A 17,711-nucleotide genomic window follows, 5' to 3' on the forward strand; every position below is an offset into this window, starting at 1 on the left:
TCATCCGCAGACTGACCTCGTGACCACCACCGTTCTCGTCGCCGGGGCAACCGGCGACCTCGGCAGCCGCATCGCCCGCGAGCTCCTCCAGCACGACGTCCAGCTCCGGGTGCTGACCCGTCCCGGGAACTCGACCGCGGCCGACCACTTCAGCGACGACCCGCGGGTCGAGATCGTGACCGCCGACTACGCGGACCATGACGCGCTCGTGGCCGCGGCATCCGGTGCCGACGTCGTCGTCTCGGCCGTCAGCGGAACGCGACCGGTCATCGTCGATGCGCAGCGCGCGCTCCTCGCCGCCGCCGTCGCGGCCGGCGTGCCCCGCTTCATCCCGTCGGACTACTCGGCCGACTACCGGCGCCTAACCCCGGGAACCAACCGCAACCTCGAGCTGCGCCGCGAGTTCGCCGCGGACCTCGATGCCGCGCCGATCCAGGCGACGTCCGTGCTCAATGGAGTGTTCACCGAGCTGCTCGCCGGCCAGGCGCCCATGATCCTCCGCGATCGCAAGCGCGTCCTCTACTGGTCGTCGGCGGATCAGGTGCTCGACGTCACGACGAAGGACGACACCGCCCGGACCGTCGCCCTGGTCGCCCTCGATGCCGACGCCCCGCGCGTCGTCGAGGTCGCCGGCGACCGGGTGACCGCGCGTCAGGTGGCCGAGCTCGCCACCGAGCTCAGCGGCAAGACCTTCACGCTGCAGTGGGCGGGCACGACGGGGACGCTCTCGGCCATGGCCGCGGTGGGGCGTCGCCTCTCTCGCGATCCCGAGGACACCTTCCCCGCCTGGCAGGGGATGCAGTATTTCGTCAGCATGTTCAGCGGCGAGGCCGAGCTGCACCACGTCGACAACGATCGCTATGGTCCGCACCCGTGGACCTCAGGCCGCGACATCCTGCAGCCCTGGCTCGCCGGCTCGCAGGCCTGACCCGCAGCCCGCATACAATCGCGGAACACGGTCGTCTGCGCCGTCGCCACCCGAGGAGCCCCGCCATCGACCATCCGCCCGCCCCGGCATCCCTCGCCTTTGCGTGGGCGACCCTCGGGCGCCTCGTCCACATCTCGCGCCCCGTGCTCTGGATCAACACGATCGGCACCGGCGTGCTCGGGATGTGGCTCACCGGCGCGCTGCTGGATCCTGCGGCGATCCCGCTCCTCGTCTGGCTGACGCTGCCGTTCAACCTGCTGATCTACGGCGTGAACGACATCTTCGACCAGGAGACCGACGCCCTGAACCCGCGCAAGGGGTCGATCGAGGGCGCCCGGATCGAGCCGCGCGAGGTGCGGACGATCGTCTGGGCCGTCGCGATCACCAATGTGCCGTTCCTCGTGTGGTTCCTGATCGCCTACCCGCTCGCCGCGAACGCGCTGATCCTGCTCTACACGGCGGTGTTCGTCTTCTACTCGGCGCCGCCGCTGCGCTTCAAGCAGCGGCCGTTCCTCGACTCGCTCAGCAACGCGGCCTACGGGCTTCCGCTGCTGATCGTCCCCGTCGCGCTTGGCGCTCCGCCGCTGTGGCCCGCCGTGGCCGGGCTGCTCGTCTGGAGCGTCGCGAAGCACGCCTACGACGCCGTCCAGGACATCGACGAGGACCGCGAGGCCGGCATCCGGACGACCGCCGTCCTCCTCGGACCGCGCGGCACGGCGCTCTGGAGCGGCTTCTGGTGGCTCGTGTCGAGCGTGCTGTTCGCGTTCGTCAGCATCCCGGTCGCCGCGCTCAACGCCGTCATCGCCGGTGTCCTCGTCGTGTGGATGCTGGTGCGCCCCACTCCCGCGACCGGTCGCCGCCTCTACCCGGTGTCGATCGCCTTCCCGTACGTCGCCGGGTCGGTGGCGAGCGGGCTGCAGCTGACGAAGATGTTCTTCGAGGCGTACGGATGAGCCGCATCGTGGTGGTCGGTGCCGGACTCGGGGGGCTGGCGGCATCCGCTCTTCTCGCCCGTGCCGGTCACGAGGTGACCCTGCTCGAGGCGGCGGATCGGGTCGGCGGCAAGAGCCGCAGGCTCGAGGTCGACGGTGAGCGCATCGACTCGGGGCCGTCGCTCGTGACCTTCCCGGGGGTGTGGGACGAGCTGCGGCAGCGCCTCGGTGCGGCCGACGAGCTCCAGCTCGAACGGCTGCCCGAGGTCGGCCGGTACTACTACGACGGCGAGGAGGTCACCCTCCCCGTGCCGCCGGACCACCGCTGGTACCCGGCGTGGCAGCGGTTCAGCGATCTGCACGCGCCGCTCGCCGACGACGTGACCGCGCTACTCGTCGCCGACCCGCTCGACCGGCGGTCGCTGCCGGCGCTGCGCCGGTTGCTCTCCGTCTACGGCCCGCGGCTCAGCACCCGGGCCTACCTCGACAGCCTCACGTGGATGCCCGACGGGCTGCGCGAGATCATCGCGATCCACACCCTCAACGCCGGGGTGTCGCCGTCGCAGACGCCCGCGCTCTATGCGAGCATGCCGGCGATCATGGCGGCATCCGGCGTGTGGGTTCCGCGCGGCGGCGTGTTCGAGATCCCGCTCGCGCTGGAACGGATGGCGGATGCCGCGGATGTCGACATCCGCACCGGCGAGACCGTGACGCGCCTCGAGCGCGGCCGCGTCACGACGGCCGGCGGATCGTTCGCCGCCGACGTCGTCGTGAGCGCCCTCGACGCGGACCGCGTCGAGGCGCTGCTCGGCCGGCGGCCGCGACGGGCGCGCGCGCTGTCATGCTCGGCGGTCGCGATCTACGGTGCGCTGCGCGAGCCGCTGCCCGAGCGGATCGCGGCGCACAGCGTCATCCTCCCCACCAAGCCCGACGCGCTGTTCCGCAGCCTCGCCGCGGGCGACGAGCCCGCCGACACGATGGCGTTCGTGAACCTGTACCGGGCGGGCGAGATCTACCCGAACGGCCGCAGCACGCTCGCGCTGCTGCTCACCGCGCCGGCCGACGGCGCGGGGTACAGCCTCGAGCATCCGTTCGTGCGCCGCGAGGTCGAACGGATCTCGCGGACGATGGGTCTCGATGAACTGCTGACCGACACGATGACGGATGCCGCGGTCCTCGACCCGCGCTACTTCGGCACCTTCGGCGAGCGCCACGGCGCGCTGTACGGCGCCGCGCGACCGCTGTGGATGAGCGGCCCGCTGCACCGCCCCGCGCACCACGACCCGCGGACGCCCTGGCTGTGGCGCGTCGGCGCATCCGTGCACCCGGGCGGCGGAATCCCCGCCGTGCTCGGCGGAGCGATGATGGTCGCCGCGAAGCTGTTGCGGCGGCATCCGGTCTGATTGGGGTTCCGGGGACGCGAGTCGTCGCGTGCGCGGGGCGTGAGCGACAGGAAGCGTCCCCGGAACGCGGGCCGTCTCTGTTCCGGGGACGCGATTCGTCGGGTGCCTCGCGCGCGAGCGACCGAACGCGTCCCCGGAACGCTCGCCCGTAGCATCGCCGTATGACGACCGACGCTGTGATCCGCCGTGCCCGCGCCGCCGATGTTCCCGCGCTCGTCGACCTGCGCGCGCAGATGATGCGCGACATGGGTGCGGACACGGGCGACGATTCCTGGCGGGTGGATGCCGCGGCCTGGTACCGCGCCCGTCTCGCCGAGCCGACGCGGTGCGCCGCGATCATCGCCGAGGTCCCCGGCGACGGCGTCGTCGCGTGCGCCGTCGGGACGGTCGACGACCACGCGCCGTCGCCCCGCAACCCGAGCGGACTGCGGGGCGAGATCGCGAACGTCGTGACGTTCCCCGCGTTCCGCCGCCGCGGGCTCGCCCGCACCTGCGTGGAAGCGCTGCTGCAGTGGTTCGACGCCGAGACGGCCGTACGCGTCGTACGCCTCGCTGCGACGGCGGGCGGCGAGGCGCTCTACCGGCGACTCGGTTTCCGCGAACCCCGCGACCTCATCCTGGAACGACGGATGCCGCGCTGATCCGAGCAGGACGGAGGACGACCCGGCCCTCAGTCCATCCCGACGGCCATGTCGGTGAAGCGGGAGAAGTGTCCCTGGAAGGCAACGACGACCGTATCGGTCGGACCGTTACGGTGCTTGGCGACGATGAGGTCGGCCTCGCCCGCACGGGGGCTGTCCTTCTCGTACGCGGCCTCGCGGTGCAGGAGGATCACCATGTCGGCATCCTGCTCGATCGAGCCCGACTCACGCAGGTCGCTGATCGCGGGCTTCTTGTCGGCACGCTGTTCGGGACCACGGTTCAGCTGCGACAGTGCGATGACCGGGACCTGCAGCTCCTTCGCGAGGAGCTTCAGCGCACGCGAGAACTCCGAGACCTCCTGCTGTCGCGACTCGACGCGCTTACCGCTCGTCATGAGCTGCAGGTAGTCGATGACGACCATCTCGAGCCCGACGCGCTGCTTGAGCTTGCGGCACTTCGCGCGGATCTCGACGAGCGTCATGTTCGGGCTGTCGTCGATGTAGAGGGGCGCGTCGTTGATGCGGCCGCGGGTCGAGGCGATCGTCGTCCAGTCGCGGCTGTCGAGCATGCCCTTGCGCATGCTCTGCAGCGGCACCGAGCCCTCGGCGCTCATGAGACGCATCGCGATCTCGCTGCGCCCCATCTCGAGCGAGAAGAACACGGTCGGGCGGTTGTGCTTGATGGCGGCGGCGCGGGCGAAGTCGAGCGCGAGCGTCGACTTACCCATCGCGGGACGCGCCGCGACGACGATCATCTGTCCGCCGTGCAGACCGTTGGTGAGCTGGTCGAGCCCGGCGAAACCGGTCGGGATGCCGGTCATCTGGCCGTCGCGACCGCGAGCGGCCTCGATCTCCTCGACGGCGGCGTCGACGGCGACCTGCAGGGGGACGTAGTCCTCGGACTGCTCGGCGCCGGTGACCGAGTAGATCTCGGCCTGGGCGTTGTTGACGAGGTCGAGCGCCTCGCCCTGCCCGTTGTAGCCCATCTGCACGATGCGGGTGCCGGCCTCGACGAGCCGACGCAGCAGCGCCCTCTCGCGGACGATCGACGCGTAGTAGGCGGCGTTCGCCGCCGTCGGGACGATGGATGTCAGCGAGTGCAGGTAGTCCGCCCCGCCGGCACGCTGCAAATCGCCTGTTTTGATGAGCTCGTCGGTGACCGCGACGACGTCGGTCGGCTCGCCGTGCGAGTAGAGGGAGAGCACGGCCTCGAAGATCAGCTCGTGCTTCGGGACGTAGAAGTCGGTTCCGCGGAGCGCCTCGATGACGTCGGCGACCGCGTCACCCGAGAGCAGCATTCCGCCGAGGGTGCTCTGCTCGGCGAGCATGTCGTGCGGCGGAGTCCGCTCGGGGCCGCGGGAGCCGCCGATTCGGTCGTCCGACAGATCCGCGATCGACATCCATGCCCCTCTTCCGGGCCCGCTGGAAGGCCCTCGCACACGCTAGGGAGGGGCTCCGACACACGCAAACCAGCCTGTGGATAACTGTGTGGACAATATGCGGGAAACGCCGACCACCCTGTGCAGAGTCCCTGTGGAGAACCTGCGGAAACACCTCGATCCGCTCCGCTGAATCATCCTCTGACCGGGGCTTGTTCTTCCCACAGGCTGTGGATGGATAACCGACCTCAAGTGGCGCTTGAAGGTTCAGCGTTATCCCCACCCCATGTGCAGAATCGCCCGTTTGTCAAATGAGAAAGTCGGGCCTTCCCGGCGGTCTTCCCGCACCCTCGGACCCTCTTGCCAAACTCATAGGAACGGCGTAACTTATGGGGTCCAGGCACCCCGCAGACGCGGCCTTCTCGGCATGCGTCCCGATGTTTCCATCGTGGAGGTGACCTGTGCAGACGACGCTACGCGCGTTCACCCGCCTCGGTCTCCTCTGTGCGATCGGGCTCGGGATCGCCGTGATCTGGGCCGCGATCGTCACCGTCCTGGTGGCATCGGATGCTCGCGCGTCCGACCGCACGGACGAGGGACTCCTCGGCGGGGTGACCAAGGTCGTCGAAGATGTCACCGAGCCTGTCGTCGACAAGGTGGTTACCCCCGTCACGGAGAAGGTCGCGAAGCCCGTGACCGAGAAGGCGGTCAAGCCGACCGCCGACAAGGTCGTCAAGCCCGTCACGGACAAGGTCGTCAAGCCGGTCGCCGACACAGTCGTCAAGCCCGTCACGGACAAGGTCGTCAAGCCCGTCACGGAGGCTGTGAAGCCCGTCACCGACGCGGTCCTCGAACCCGTCGTCGAGGTGGTGACCCCCGTCACGGACGAGGTCGTCGCCCCCATCGTCGAGGCCGTCGTCCCGCCCATCGTCGACGCGGTCAGCCCGGTGACCGACCCTGTCGTCGACGCGGTCTCCCCGGTGACCGACCTCGTCGTCGACGCCGTCTCGCCCGTGATCCCGCCGATCGTCGAGGTCGTCCCGCCCGTGGTGGATGCCGTGACGCCCGACGTCGAGCTCCCGAGCCTCCCCGTCGACGTGCCCTCCACGGGCCCTGTGCCAGGCCTTCCTGTTCCGGCCGCGCCCACCGTGCCCGTCGTCGAGCCGGCCGTGTCGATGCCGGTCCTCGATGCTCCCACCGGTGCGCTCGTGAACCGGCCCGCGACCGCTCCGGTCGAGGCATCGTCGGGCGCCCCGACGCACGTCGCCCAGCTCTTCTCCCGCGCCGTCGCGCAGGCTCCCGCCGACTCCGGCGCGGCTGTCGCGGCGCCGCATCCGCTTGATCTCGCGGGCCCCCCTGCGCCCGCGCCCTCGGCGCCGCTGAGCGAGTCGGGTTCTCTGTCTTCCGCATCCTCCGGAGGGGCTGCCGGGCTGTTCGCCCTGCTCCCGCTCGGGTTCCCGGTCGCGCACCGTGCCTGGGCACGACGGGGTCGCCCGACCGATGAGCAGGGCCTTCCCGCGCCCTTCTTCGACACCGACGTCTCTCCCGACTGACGGGGATCGCGCCGCGCCTTCTCGCGGCATGCATCCGCGCGCTCTGCGTGCCGGCGCTCCAGCGCCGATTCACTGTCGATTTTTGAGGAGAGATGAAATGAACTCCACGTTGTCGCGTGTCCTGTTGGGCACGCTCGTGGCCGGGGGCATCACGCTCTTCGGCGCGGCGGCCGCACAGGCCGCAGAACCGACGACGTCCGGCGAGGATGGGCTGCTTTCGGGCACCCAGGCCCTGCTGAACGTCGACATCCCGATCACCGTCGGCGACACCGCCGTCTCGGCGATCGGCGACTCGTCCAGTTCGTCCGACGACGAGGCCGAGCCGGCTCAGCCGCGCGAGACCTCGTCCGGGTCCACGAGCGGTGCCGACGGCGCCGCCTCCGGGTCGCAGGCGCTGGTCGACGTCAACGTCCCGATCACGGTGAAGGACACCGCGGTCTCGGTCGTCGGCGACAGCACCACCGAGTCGACGGATGCCGCGCCGGCACCCGCACCCGCACCCGCCGAGCCCCCCGAGGCCCCGTCCACCGACGGAACCGACGGCGTCGGCTCGGGCACCCAGGTCGTCGCCCCCATCACGGTCCCCGTGACCGTGGACGACACCGCGGTCTCGGTCATCGGCGACAGCACCACCGAGTCGACGGATGCCGCCACCCCGACCGCCCCGGCGCCGAACGGTTCGACCGCAGCGCCGACCACGGGTGGTTCGGACGGCATCCTCTCGGGCTCGCAGGTGGTCGCGCCGATCACCGTGCCGGTCACCATCGGTGACACGGCGGTCTCGGTCATCGGTGACAGCACGAGCGACAGCACCGACGTCGCCGCGCCCACCGCACCGGCCACCGGAACCACCGGCGCGCCCTCGACCGACGGCACCGACGGCATCGGCTCCGGCACGCAGGTCGTGGCTCCCATCACGGTCCCCGTGACCGTGGACGACGCCGCGGTCTCGGTCATCGGTGACAGCACGAGCGAGAGCTCGTCGGGTCCGGCGGCGCCGGTCTCGGGCGGCACGACCGAAGCGCCCACCACGGGCGGTTCGGACGGTATCGGCTCGGGCACGCAGGTCGTCGCGCCCATCACGATCCCCGTGACCGTCGGCGACACCGCGGTCTCGGTCATCGGTGACAGCACGACGGAGGGTACGGATGCCGCGGCCCCCGCAGCGCCCGCACCCGGCACCACCGGCGGCCCGTCCACGGACGGCACCGACGGTGTCGGCTCGGGCACCCAAGTCGTCGCCCCGATCGGCATTCCGGTGACGGTCGACGACACCGCGGTCTCGGTGATCGGCGACAGCTCGGTGATCGGCGGCGGCTCCGCCGGCACGCCGGGAACCGGCACGTCGACAGGCCCCGCCACCTCCGGTGAGGGCGGTCTCGGAAGCGGTACGCAGGTCGTGCTGCCCATCGGCATCCCGATCACCATCGGTGACACCGCCGTCTCGGTCATCGGCGACAGCGAGGTGACCGACCCCGGCACCCCGACGGACCCGACGGACCCGACCGACCCGACCGACCCGGTCGACCCCACGGACCCCACGGACCCGACCGACCCCACGGACCCGGTCGACCCCACGGACCCGACCACCCCGGTCGACCCCACGGACCCGACCGACCCCACCACGCCGGTGAACCCGACGGACCCGACCACCCCGGTCGACCCGACGGTCCCCGGTGACGGCACGGACGGTCAGATCCCCGGCGGCAGCCCCGCCCCGATGGTCCCCCGGGCCAGCGGTGGCGAGACGCCGCAGGCGCTGGCTCAGACGGGAGGCGTCGCGACCCCGTGGCTGCCCCTGGCTGCGATCACCCTGATCGCCGGCGGTGCGCTGCTCACGCTGCGTCGCCGCACCGTCTGACCGACTCCCCCCCCCCAGAAGGGCGGATGCCACGGGCCCCCACCCGCGGCATCCGTCCACCCCCTCGCGGATGCAATGGATCCTGCGTGACACGCCGCGTCCCCACCCCCTACACCGGCGTGTCGGCCGAGATCCATTGCATCCGCGAACGCATCGCACGGCCCCCGGAAACGACGGATGCCGCGGTCCCGACCCGTGAGGGAAGGGACCGCGGCATCCGAACCGCGCGCCAGGATTACTTGGCGGCGACCACCTGCAGGGTGATCACGGCGGTGAGCTCGTCGCCGAGGCGAACGGTCGCCTCGTGCTCGCCCACGGCCTTGATCGGCGAGGTGATGTGGATCTTGCGCTTGTCGAGGTCGCCCAGACCGGCGGCCTTGACGGCGTCGGCCACGTCGGCGGTCTTGACCGAACCGAACAGGCGGCCCTCAGCGCCGGCCTTGACGGTCAGCTTGACCGTGTTCGACTCGAGCGTGTTCTTGAGCGCCACGGCCTCTTCGTGGTCGTGGATCGCACGGGACTCGCGAGCGGCGCGGATCGACGCCACCTGCTTCTCGCCACCGCGGGTCCAGGCCACAGCGAAGCCCTGGGGGATGAGGTAGTTGCGGGCGTACCCGTTCTTGACCTCGATGACGTCGCCGGCGCTACCGAGCCCGGCGACCTCGTTCGTGAGAATCAGCTTTGCCATGTCGGTACTCCTTACCGGCCAGCGCCGGCGTAGGGCAGGAGCGCCATTTCACGGGCGTTCTTGATCGCCTTGGCGATCAGACGCTGCTCCTGCACCGAGACTCCGGTGATACGACGGGCGCGGATCTTCCCACGCTCCGAGATGAACTTGCGAAGCGTCGCGACGTCCTTGTAGTCGATGACGCCGACGCGGATCGCCTTCGCGGGAGCGGCGTTCTTCGCGCCCTTCCGCGGCTTGCGGCGATCGCCGGTTGCCTTTCCAGCCATGTGTCTTCCTTAAGAGAGATGGATGCCGCGACCCGCGGCATCCGCAATTCGAATCAGAACGGGGTGTCGTCGCCGTAGCTCGTCCCGGGCGCGCTCCAGGCGTCGGGAGCCGAGGACCCGGGCGTGGCCCAGGGCTCGTCCTGCTGCACCTGCGGACGCGACTGCTGCTGACCGCCGCCGAAGCCGCCGCCACCGTTACCGCCGCCGTTGGAGGCAGCGCGGGTGACCTGAGCCGTGGCGTAGCGGAGCGAGGGGCCGATCTCGTCGACCTCCAGCTCGATCGCCGTGCGGTTGTTGCCTTCGCGGTCCTGGTAGGAGCGCTGCTTCAGGCGGCCGGTCGCGACGACCCGCATGCCCTTGGTGAGCGAGCCTGCGACGTGCTCAGCGAACTCGCGCCAGACCGACGCGCGCATGAACAGCGCTTCGCCGTCCTTCCACTCGTTGGCTTGACGGTCGAAGCTGCGCGGCGTCGATGCGATCGTGAAGTTCGCGACGGGCAGGCCGTTCTGCGTGTAGCGCAGCTCGGGGTCCGCCGTGAGGTTACCCACGACCGTGATGATGGTCTCGCCGGCCATGAGCCTTACGCCTTCGCAGCCTTGCGGGCGGCCTTGGCCTCAGCGCGCTCCTTCTCGGCGGCGACCTGAGCGATCGCCTCCTCGGCGCGGAGGACCTTGGTACGCATGATCTGCTCGTTCAGCTTGAGCTGACGGTCGAGCTCCTGCGTGGCCTCGCTCGTGGCGGTGAAGTTGACGACGGCGTAGATGCCCTCGGTCTTCTTCTGGATCTCGTAGGCGAGACGGCGCTTGCCCCACACGTCGACGTTGTCGATCGAGCCACCATCAGCGGTGATGACCTTCAGGAACCCGTCGAGCTTGGGAGCAACCTGGCGCTCGTCGACCTCGGGGTCGAGAATCACCATGAGTTCGTACTGGTGGATGTGCGTCACTAACCCACCTCCTTCGGACTAGAACGGATGCCGGGCGTTTCCCGGCATCAGGAGGGTTGATGCACGTGTCCGGTGATTCCGCGCATGAGCGCAGACGGACAACCACAACAGTCTAGCGGATGCCCGGCCCCGCAGCGGAATCGCTCAGTCGCACCGCGAGCGCCCTGGCCGCCTCGGCGAGCTCCGGTGGCCCTATGACCTCGAACGGGACGTCGAAGCGCAGCGCCCACGCGAGCGCTCCCGCCCACGACCAGGATCCGACGCGCACGCGACTGCGGCCGTCGCCGAGGTCCTCGAGCTCCGCGTCGCCGAGGAACGGCACGACCCGCTGCGCGGGCGTCGACAGGATCAGGTCCGCGGTCACAGGCCAGCGGTCCTGCTCGCCGGAACCCTTGGACCTCGCGGAGAGATAGGTGCGCGCATCGCCCGTGGGAATCTCGCGCGGCTCGAACGGGACGCCGCCGCCCTGCCGGACCCGCACGCGGTCGAGCCGCAGGATGCGCCAGTCCGCGGCATCCCCGTCCCATGCGACGACGTACCAGCGGCCGTCGCGCACGACGACGGCGTTCGGCTCGATCCGCCGGGAGCGGCCGTCGTCGCGGTACTCGATGCGGAGGGTGCGGTGATCGCGGGCCGCGGCGCTCATCGCCGCGACGACCGCCGGCGCCGCCTGCGCGCCCGCCGCGTCCGCCTCGAACCGGATGCCGTCGATGCGGTGGCGCAGGTGCGACGGCATGACCTGCCGCATCGTGGCGAGGGCGCGGGCCGCGGCATCCGCGATGTCGACTCCGGATGCCGACTGCAACGCGACCGCGATCGCCACCGCCTGTTCGTCGTCGAACAGGAGCGGCGGCAGCTCCTCGCCGGGCGCGAGGCGGTACCCGCCGTACGGACCCTTGACCGCCGTGATCGCGTAGCCGAGTTCGCGCAGCCGGTCGACGTCGCGTCGCACGGTGCGCACGGTCACCCCGAGGCGGTCGGCGAGCTCCTGCCCCGCCCAGTCGCGCCGGGACTGCAGGACCGACAGCAGGTTCAACATCCGGTGCGAGGGCGACGACATGTCCCCATCCTCGTCGAGAAGCGGACAGGAACGGTCCTCTACGCGGAGGAGAGTCGCTGCAGGCAGACAGCCACTCAGCAAAGGACGACCATGACCCTCACCACCACGACCCACCTCAACTTCCGCGGCACCGCACGGGAGGCCCTCGAGTTCTACGCCCGCGTCTTCGACGGCCAGGCGATGGTGACCACGTACGCCGACCTCGGGATGCCCGCCGACGCACCCGGCGCCGACACGGTCGTCTTCGGCATCCTCGTCGCGGCGGACGGATTCCGTCTCATGGCGTACGACGTCCCGGGGCCCGCCGCGGGCGCCGAGGCGATCGCGGGCACCACGCACCGCGAGAACGGGATGACGATCACCGACCGCACCTTCTTCGTCTCGCTGCAGGGCGACACCCTCGACGAGGTCACCGCACGCTGGGACGCCCTGGCCGAGGGCGCGACCATCGTCGAACCCCTCGCCGCGTCGGCGTGGAGCGCGGGGTTCGGCATGCTCACCGACCGCTTCGGCGTCACCTGGGTCGTCGACGTGCGCACCGCGTGAGCCGGGTCGCCTGACGACGAACGGGACGGATGCCGGTGCCTCGCCGCATCCGTCCCGTTCCCGGGAGCGGCCGGCCGGTACCGTGGCCGTCATGGAGTGGACCGCGGACGTCTCGGCCGGCGACTGGCTGCGCGAGCGCATCGACGACCCGTGGACCTGGACCATGCACGACGTCGTGCCGCGCGGGTTCGAGGCGTACGCACGGGTGTTCCACCCGGCATCCGTCACCGAGCTCCCGGGTGAGCGGCTGCCCTCGATCGAGGAGTGGGTGGCGGTCACGGCCGACGAGCACCTCCGCGTGAGCGAACGCCTCGTCGCACGGGACCTCACGTGGCGTGAGGCGGCGGGGATCTTCGGCACGGTGTTCCACCCCACCGCCCAGTGGTCGAGCCTGACGCAACAAGAGGACACGGGCGGCACGCTCGTCACGCCCGACGGGCGTTGGGTCGATCCCCCCGAGAGCGGGCAGCTCCTGCCCGAGCTGCTCGCCGCGATCGCGCCGATCCTCGCGCAGCACACGACCACGCCGGACGACGGGATCGTCGCGCTCTGGGAGGGGCACGGGGCGCTGCTCGGGCACATGGGCGAGGGGCCGTCCCGCGCGTTCTTCCAGATGGGGGACCCTGCCGACCCGGTGCTCGCCCATCACAATCAGATGCTCGGGACGAGCGTGAAGGATGCGTGGAACAACGTCTTCCGTCGGAAGACCTGGCAGGAGGGCATCCTCCCGCGGGAGATCTCCGAGAGTCCTCGGCTCGAGCTCCCGGGCCGGGGACACGTCCTCTTCCGCGGCGGCGTCAGTGAGCTCGCCCGTCCGGACTGGTTCCTCGACGTGCCCTGGCGCGACCGGCCGGCAGAGGAGCACGGCTTCGAGCCGTCGGCGCTCAGCCCGAGCATGGTCTGGCCGCAGGATCGTGCTTGGGTGCTCGTCACCGAGGTCGACTTCGACTCGACGGTGATCGGCGGCTCCCGCGAACTGATCGCCGCCCTGGTCGCGGCATCCGATCTCGAAGCACTCGAGATCGCCGAGGGCGCCGCCCTGACGTCCGACTCCGACGAGGTGAACCGATGAGCACATCGACCTTCGACCCGACTCCGCTCACCGAGCCGGTCGACCGTGCGGCCGTCGCCGCCCACCGCAAGGAGCTGCTCGCCGCCGGTCGGCTCCCCTCCGGCGGGGGTGTGTGGGTGGTCGTCGTCGTGGCCGCGGTGTTCCTGTTCGTGGGGTTCTTCGTCGTCAGCATCTTCGTCGAGGTGCTGACGAGCTCACTCGGCGGAGCGAACCGAAACCCGCTCGCCTTCGGGTTCATCCTCGTCATCTCGATCTTCGCGATCGGCGTCGTCTCGCTCATCATCCGCGGGTTCAAGGGATCGCACGAACGGATCTACCGCCTCGACCGCTTCGCTCGGGCGAACGGGCTGACGTGGTACGCCGAGGCATCCGCCCCGCCCCTGCCGGGCATGATCTTCTCGCACGGCCACTCGCGCAAGTCGACCGACATCCTGCGCGGCGAGAGACCGCGGTTCGTGGAGTTCGCGAACTACCGCTACACGACCGGTTCGGGCAAGAACCAGACGACCCACCGCTGGGGGTACGTCGCGATCCGGCTGGCGACACCGCTGCCGCACATCGTGCTCGACGCGACCGGCAACAACGGACTCTTCGGCTCAAACCTGCCGCAGGCGTTCGACAAGGACCAGCGACTCAGCCTCGAAGGCGACTTCGACGAGCACTTCGCGCTCTACTGCCCGCAGGGGTACGAGCAGGACGCGCTCTACCTCTTCACGCCCGACATCATGGCGCGCTTCATCGACCACGCCGCGCAGCTCGACGTCGAGATCGTGGACGACTGGCTGTTCCTCTACGCGAAGCGCGACCTGTCGACCCTCGACCCGAACACGTGGGCGTGGCTGTTCTCCGCGGTCGGCGCCCTGCTCGACAAGCTCGCGCAGTGGGAACGCTGGCGCGACGACCGGCTCACGCAGACCGCGGCTGTGCCGGGCGCGACGGCCGACTCGCTGCCGTTCGCCCCGCCGCTCGGCACGCTGCGCCCGCCGCCGGGCGTCGCCGCGCAGGGCCGCCGCCTGAAGGGCGGAGTCTCCTGGCCCGCCATCATCATCGGCGGGCTCTTCGTCCTCGGCGTCTTCGCGATGCAGAGCGGCCTGCTCGACGCGATCTTCCGCTGACCCGGCGCGCCGCGCCGCGGCATCCCCCCTTCCCCTGTCACAAACGGCAGCCGCGGGCGGCGTGTTGCGACAGGGGAAGGCCGGGGGGCTCAGCGGGCGGACCAGCCGCCGTCCATCGTGTAGCTCGCGCCGCTGACCATGCCGGCGTCCGGACCCGCGAGCCAGACCGCGAGGGCGGCGACCTCCTCGGGTTCGACGAGGCGCTTGACCGCGGCCTCGGCGAGCAGCACCTGCGACAGCACCTCGTCCTCGCCGATGCCGTGCAGCTTCGCCTGGTCGGCGATCTGCTTCTCGACCAGCGGCGAGCGCACGTACCCGGGGTTGATGCAGTTGCTCGTGACCCCGTGGGCGCCGCCCTCGAGGGCGGTCGCCTTCGACAGTCCCTCGAGACCGTGCTTGGCCGCGACGTAGGCCGACTTGAAGGGGGATGCCACGAGTCCGTGCACGCTCGACATGTTGAGGATCCGGCCGAACCCGCGCTCGTACATGGCGGGCAGCGCCGCGCGGATGAGAAGGAACGGAGCCTCGAGCATGAGCCGCATCATGAACGAGAACCGCTCGGGCTCGAACTCCTCGATGGGGCGGACGTGCTGGATGCCGGCGTTGTTCACGAGGATGTCGACGTCCAGCCGCAGGTCGGCGAGAGCCGCCGTGTCGCTCAGGTCCACGGCCCACGCCTCGCCGCCGACGGCGGCAGCGACCCGCTGCGCGCCGTCGGCGTCGACGTCCGCGACCGTCACCCGGGCACCGGCGGCGGCGAGCGCCGAGGCGCACGCCGCCCCGATGCCGCTCGCGCCGCCCGTGACCAGGGCGGTCCGGCCGGTGAGGTCGGTCATGCGCGCTCCTTCTCGCGGAGCAGTTCGGCCGTGCGGGCGGCATCCGCTTCGTCGATCGCCTGGAGCGAGGCGCCCTTCGTCTCGCGCATCAGGACGATCGTGGTGCCGGTGATGAGGCAGGCGATCGCGATGTAGATCGAGACCGGGGTCCACGAGCCGAAGTCGCGCAGCCACTGCGTCGCGAGGATCGGGGCGAGCGAGCCGGCCGCGATCGCCGTGACCTGAGCGCCGAGCGAGACGCCCGAGTACCGCATGCGGGTCGGGAACAGCTCGGCCATGATCGCGGGCTGCGGCGCGTAGAGGAAGGCGTGGAAGGTGAGGCCCACCGTCACCGCGAGCACGATGAGCACGGGGTTCAGGGTGTCGAACAGCGGGAAGGCGAAGAACGCCCACGTCGCGCTGAGGATCGCGCCCGTCAGGGCGACGGGCCGGCGGCCGAACCGGTCGGCGAGGCGCCCCACCTGCGGAATCACGAGGAAGTGCACGACGTGCGCGATGAGCAGGGCGAGCAGCAGCTGGCTGGTGTCGTACTCGTGGACGGTCTTCAGGTAGACGATCGAGAAGCTGACGACGATGTAGTAGACGATGTTCTCCGCGAACCGCACGCCCATGGCCTGCAGCACGCCGACCGGGTAGCGACGCAACACCTCGACGACGCCGTACGAGACCGCCTTCTCGGCCTCGACCTGGGCCTTGGCCTCGAGGAAGATCGGCGCCTCCTCGACGTGACGGCGGATGTAGAAGCCGACGAGGACGATGACGGCCGACAGCCAGAACGCGATGCGCCATCCCCAGCCGAGGAAGTCCTCGGAGCTCAGCACCCACGACGTGATGAGCAGGACGAGCGTCGCGAGCAGGTTGCCGACGGGCACGGCGGCCTGCGGCCAGCTCGACCAGAACGCGCGCGACCGGTTCGGGCTCTGCTCGGCGACGAGGAGCACGGCACCGCCCCACTCGCCGCCGACCGCGAAGCCCTGCAAGAAGCGCAGCGCGACCAGCAGCGCGGGAGCCCAGTAGCCGATCTCGACGAAGCCGGGCAGGCATCCCATCAGGAACGTCGCGACGCCGACGATGATGATCGTCGCCTGCAGGGTGGGCTTGCGACCGAAGCGGTCGCCGATCTGACCGAACACGACGCCGCCGAGCGGGCGTGCGACGAAACCGACCGCGTAGGTGACGAAGGCGGCGATGATCCCGTCGAGCGACGATCCGGTCTGCGGGAAGAAGTAGGTGCCGAACACGAGGCTCGCGGCGGTGGCGTAGAGGAAAAACTCGTACCACTCGACGACGGTGCCGGCCATCGAGGCGGCGACGACGCGGCGCAGGCCGGACGGGGTGGGGGATGCCGCGGGGTCGGCGGCGCGGGTGGGGGCTGACATGGTCTCTCCGATCGATGTCGTCGATGACATCCGGGGTGGTCTGCTCTGACGCGGGACGCGGTGGCGTCCGCCCCACAGTCTGCGCATCGCGCGCCATGGGGATCAATGCCCAGTCCTGCACCCGTCATGTGCAGAATTGCACACATGGACGCCCGTGGTCGCCTCCGCGCCGATGACCTGCTCGTGCTGCTCGCCGTCGCTCGGTCGGGTCGCTACACGACGGCGGCGAACGCCCTCGGCGTCGACCACACGACGGTCGCGCGTCGCATCGCCGCGCTCGAGGACGCGGTCGGCGGGCGCCTCGTCGCGCAGTCGGGCGGCGGGTGGGAGCTCACGGCGCTCGGGCGCCAGGCGGTCGACACCGCGGGACGGATCGAGTCCGCGCTGACGCAGCTCGCGGGCGCCGGCGAGGACAACGATCCGATCGCGGGTGTCGTGCGCATGTCGGCGACGGACGGGTTCAGCGCCTTCATCGCCGCCCCCGCCGTCGCGCGGCTGCGCCGGCAGCACCCGCGCCTGAGCGTCGAGATCGTCACCGCGACCCGGCGGGCCGCCGCGCACCGTCCCGGACTCGACATCGAGGTGGTCGTCGGCGCCCCGCAGTCCCGGCGCGCGCAGGGCGTCGAGCTCGGCGCGTACACCCTCGGGATGTACGCCTCGCGCGCCTATCTGGAACGGGAGGGGATGCCGCGCGACGCCGCCGAGCTGATGCGGCATCCGCTCGTCTACTTCGTCGACGCGATCCTGCAGGTCGACGCCCTCGACCTGCCGCGGCGCCTCGTACCCGAGATGCGCGACGGGCTGAGCTCGACGAACGTGTTCGTGCACGTCGAGGCGACGCGGGCGGGGGCGGGGATCGGGCTGCTGCCGTGCTTCGTCGCCGACCGGCACGACGACCTCGTGCGGCTGCTGCCCGATCAGTTCGACGAGCGGCTGCCGTACTGGATGATCGTGCGGCCCGAATCGCTGCGGATCCCGGCGGTCGCCGCCCTCGCGGACGCCCTGCGCGACGAGACCGCGGCCGCCGCCGCGATGCTCGCCGGGCGCCGCTGACGCGCGGCGTTCTCCTCCCCTGTCACGAACGGCGGCCGCGCGCGGCGTGTTGC

17 protein-coding genes and 1 pseudogene are annotated in these 17,711 nt (G+C 70.9%); 10 read left to right on the top strand and 8 right to left on the bottom strand.

The annotated features are described in order from the left end of the window. Window positions 1–19 precede the first annotated feature (19 nt). From AYL44_RS08105 to AYL44_RS08120, 4 genes and pseudogenes are all read left to right on the top strand, one after another. A complete protein-coding gene (locus AYL44_RS08105; RefSeq protein WP_064002770.1) occupies window positions 20–928 on the top strand; it encodes an NmrA family NAD(P)-binding protein in 909 nt (302 codons plus the stop codon). Then, window positions 874–1,842: pseudogene (locus AYL44_RS08110) on the top strand (UbiA family prenyltransferase); the annotation flags it as partial. The gene AYL44_RS08105 and the pseudogene AYL44_RS08110, both read left to right, overlap by 55 nt. Further along, a complete protein-coding gene (locus AYL44_RS08115; RefSeq protein ID WP_082886163.1) occupies window positions 1,749–3,263 on the top strand; it encodes a phytoene desaturase family protein in 1,515 nt (504 codons plus the stop codon). The pseudogene AYL44_RS08110 and the gene AYL44_RS08115, both read left to right, overlap by 94 nt. Window positions 3,264–3,424: 161 nt before the next feature. Next, window positions 3,425–3,904 carry a GNAT family N-acetyltransferase gene (locus tag AYL44_RS08120; protein WP_064002772.1) on the top strand — a complete coding sequence of 160 codons (480 nt, stop codon included), beginning with the start codon at window positions 3,425–3,427 and terminating at the stop codon, window positions 3,902–3,904. Window positions 3,905–3,933: 29 nt separating this feature from the next. Here AYL44_RS08120 and dnaB read toward each other — a convergent pair whose 3' ends face one another. Continuing rightward, window positions 3,934–5,304, bottom strand: coding sequence for a replicative DNA helicase (gene dnaB, locus AYL44_RS08125; protein ID WP_064002773.1), 1,371 nt, complete (start codon window positions 5,302–5,304; stop codon window positions 3,934–3,936). A gap of 440 nt (window positions 5,305–5,744) precedes the next feature. Here dnaB and AYL44_RS08130 point away from each other — a divergent pair, with 440 nt between their 5' ends. Next, window positions 5,745–6,836 carry a hypothetical protein gene (locus AYL44_RS08130; protein WP_064002774.1) on the top strand — a complete coding sequence of 364 codons (1,092 nt, stop codon included), beginning with the start codon at window positions 5,745–5,747 and terminating at the stop codon, window positions 6,834–6,836. A gap of 97 nt (window positions 6,837–6,933) precedes the next feature. Next, window positions 6,934–8,697 (top strand): LPXTG cell wall anchor domain-containing protein, encoded by a 1,764-nt coding sequence (locus AYL44_RS14550; protein WP_197471618.1) that lies wholly within the window; start codon window positions 6,934–6,936, stop codon window positions 8,695–8,697. Between the two features lie 235 nt (window positions 8,698–8,932). Here the strand turns inward: AYL44_RS14550 and rplI are convergent, their stop codons facing one another. From rplI to AYL44_RS08160, 5 genes are all read right to left on the bottom strand, one after another. Beyond that, window positions 8,933–9,385: a 50S ribosomal protein L9 gene (rplI, locus tag AYL44_RS08140; RefSeq protein ID WP_064002775.1), complete on the bottom strand. Its 453-nt coding sequence runs from the start codon at window positions 9,383–9,385 to the stop codon at window positions 8,933–8,935. 11 nt (window positions 9,386–9,396) lie between these two features. After that, window positions 9,397–9,651 carry a 30S ribosomal protein S18 gene (rpsR, locus tag AYL44_RS08145; RefSeq protein ID WP_005054609.1) on the bottom strand — a complete coding sequence of 85 codons (255 nt, stop codon included), beginning with the start codon at window positions 9,649–9,651 and terminating at the stop codon, window positions 9,397–9,399. Between the two features lie 53 nt (window positions 9,652–9,704). Continuing rightward, window positions 9,705–10,226, bottom strand: a complete 522-nt coding sequence (locus tag AYL44_RS08150; RefSeq protein WP_064002776.1) for a single-stranded DNA-binding protein — start codon at window positions 10,224–10,226, stop codon at window positions 9,705–9,707. A gap of 5 nt (window positions 10,227–10,231) precedes the next feature. Continuing rightward, window positions 10,232–10,597: a 30S ribosomal protein S6 gene (gene rpsF / locus AYL44_RS08155; protein WP_269454691.1), complete on the bottom strand. Its 366-nt coding sequence runs from the start codon at window positions 10,595–10,597 to the stop codon at window positions 10,232–10,234. 112 nt (window positions 10,598–10,709) lie between these two features. Beyond that, on the bottom strand, window positions 10,710–11,657 hold the full coding sequence (locus tag AYL44_RS08160; RefSeq protein ID WP_064002777.1) for a helix-turn-helix transcriptional regulator: 948 nt from the start codon (window positions 11,655–11,657) through the stop codon (window positions 10,710–10,712). A gap of 90 nt (window positions 11,658–11,747) precedes the next feature. Here AYL44_RS08160 and AYL44_RS08165 point away from each other — a divergent pair, with 90 nt between their 5' ends. From AYL44_RS08165 to AYL44_RS08175, 3 genes are all read left to right on the top strand, one after another. Further along, complete coding sequence (locus tag AYL44_RS08165) at window positions 11,748–12,203, top strand: VOC family protein (RefSeq protein ID WP_064002778.1); 456 nt, start codon at window positions 11,748–11,750, stop codon at window positions 12,201–12,203. A gap of 91 nt (window positions 12,204–12,294) precedes the next feature. Then, window positions 12,295–13,275, top strand: a complete 981-nt coding sequence (locus tag AYL44_RS08170) for a hypothetical protein (RefSeq protein WP_064002779.1) — start codon at window positions 12,295–12,297, stop codon at window positions 13,273–13,275. Next, window positions 13,272–14,390: a hypothetical protein gene (locus tag AYL44_RS08175; protein ID WP_064002780.1), complete on the top strand. Its 1,119-nt coding sequence runs from the start codon at window positions 13,272–13,274 to the stop codon at window positions 14,388–14,390. Before AYL44_RS08170 ends, AYL44_RS08175 begins: the two co-directional genes overlap by 4 nt. 89 nt (window positions 14,391–14,479) lie before the next feature. On the opposite strand, the gene AYL44_RS08180 is transcribed toward AYL44_RS08175, so the two are convergent. Together AYL44_RS08180 and AYL44_RS08185 are read right to left on the bottom strand one after the other, a co-directional pair. Further along, a complete protein-coding gene (locus AYL44_RS08180; protein ID WP_064002781.1) occupies window positions 14,480–15,226 on the bottom strand; it encodes a 3-hydroxybutyrate dehydrogenase in 747 nt (248 codons plus the stop codon). Continuing rightward, window positions 15,223–16,605 (bottom strand): MFS transporter, encoded by a 1,383-nt coding sequence (locus tag AYL44_RS08185; RefSeq protein ID WP_064002782.1) that lies wholly within the window; start codon window positions 16,603–16,605, stop codon window positions 15,223–15,225. Before AYL44_RS08185 ends, AYL44_RS08180 begins: the two co-directional genes overlap by 4 nt. A 144-nt stretch (window positions 16,606–16,749) precedes the next feature. Here AYL44_RS08185 and AYL44_RS08190 point away from each other — a divergent pair, with 144 nt between their 5' ends. Continuing rightward, window positions 16,750–17,658 (top strand): LysR family transcriptional regulator, encoded by a 909-nt coding sequence (locus tag AYL44_RS08190; protein WP_064002783.1) that lies wholly within the window; start codon window positions 16,750–16,752, stop codon window positions 17,656–17,658. Window positions 17,659–17,711: the final 53 nt, after the last annotated feature.

The sequence above is a fragment of the Microbacterium oleivorans genome (assembly GCF_001644225.1).
In the GTDB taxonomy this organism is placed as follows: Bacteria; Actinomycetota; Actinomycetes; order Actinomycetales; family Microbacteriaceae; genus Microbacterium; species Microbacterium gawkjiense.

Bases quoted from the DNA above. Each gene is read 5' to 3' on its own strand.
- AYL44_RS08120 (WP_064002772.1), top strand. From the start codon at position 3,425: ATGACGACCGACGCTGTGATCCGCCGTGCCCGCGCCGCCGATGTTCCC.
- dnaB (WP_064002773.1), bottom strand. From the start codon at position 5,304: ATGTCGATCGCGGATCTGTCGGACGACCGAATCGGCGGCTCCCGCGGC.
- AYL44_RS14550 (WP_197471618.1), top strand. From the start codon at position 6,934: ATGAACTCCACGTTGTCGCGTGTCCTGTTGGGCACGCTCGTGGCCGGG.
- rplI (WP_064002775.1), bottom strand. From the start codon at position 9,385: ATGGCAAAGCTGATTCTCACGAACGAGGTCGCCGGGCTCGGTAGCGCC.
- rpsR (WP_005054609.1), bottom strand. From the start codon at position 9,651: ATGGCTGGAAAGGCAACCGGCGATCGCCGCAAGCCGCGGAAGGGCGCG.
- AYL44_RS08150 (WP_064002776.1), bottom strand. From the start codon at position 10,226: ATGGCCGGCGAGACCATCATCACGGTCGTGGGTAACCTCACGGCGGAC.
- AYL44_RS08160 (WP_064002777.1), bottom strand. From the start codon at position 11,657: ATGTCGTCGCCCTCGCACCGGATGTTGAACCTGCTGTCGGTCCTGCAG.
- AYL44_RS08165 (WP_064002778.1), top strand. From the start codon at position 11,748: ATGACCCTCACCACCACGACCCACCTCAACTTCCGCGGCACCGCACGG.
- AYL44_RS08170 (WP_064002779.1), top strand. From the start codon at position 12,295: ATGGAGTGGACCGCGGACGTCTCGGCCGGCGACTGGCTGCGCGAGCGC.
- AYL44_RS08175 (WP_064002780.1), top strand. From the start codon at position 13,272: ATGAGCACATCGACCTTCGACCCGACTCCGCTCACCGAGCCGGTCGAC.
- AYL44_RS08180 (WP_064002781.1), bottom strand. From the start codon at position 15,226: ATGACCGACCTCACCGGCCGGACCGCCCTGGTCACGGGCGGCGCGAGC.
- AYL44_RS08185 (WP_064002782.1), bottom strand. From the start codon at position 16,605: ATGTCAGCCCCCACCCGCGCCGCCGACCCCGCGGCATCCCCCACCCCG.
- AYL44_RS08190 (WP_064002783.1), top strand. From the start codon at position 16,750: ATGGACGCCCGTGGTCGCCTCCGCGCCGATGACCTGCTCGTGCTGCTC.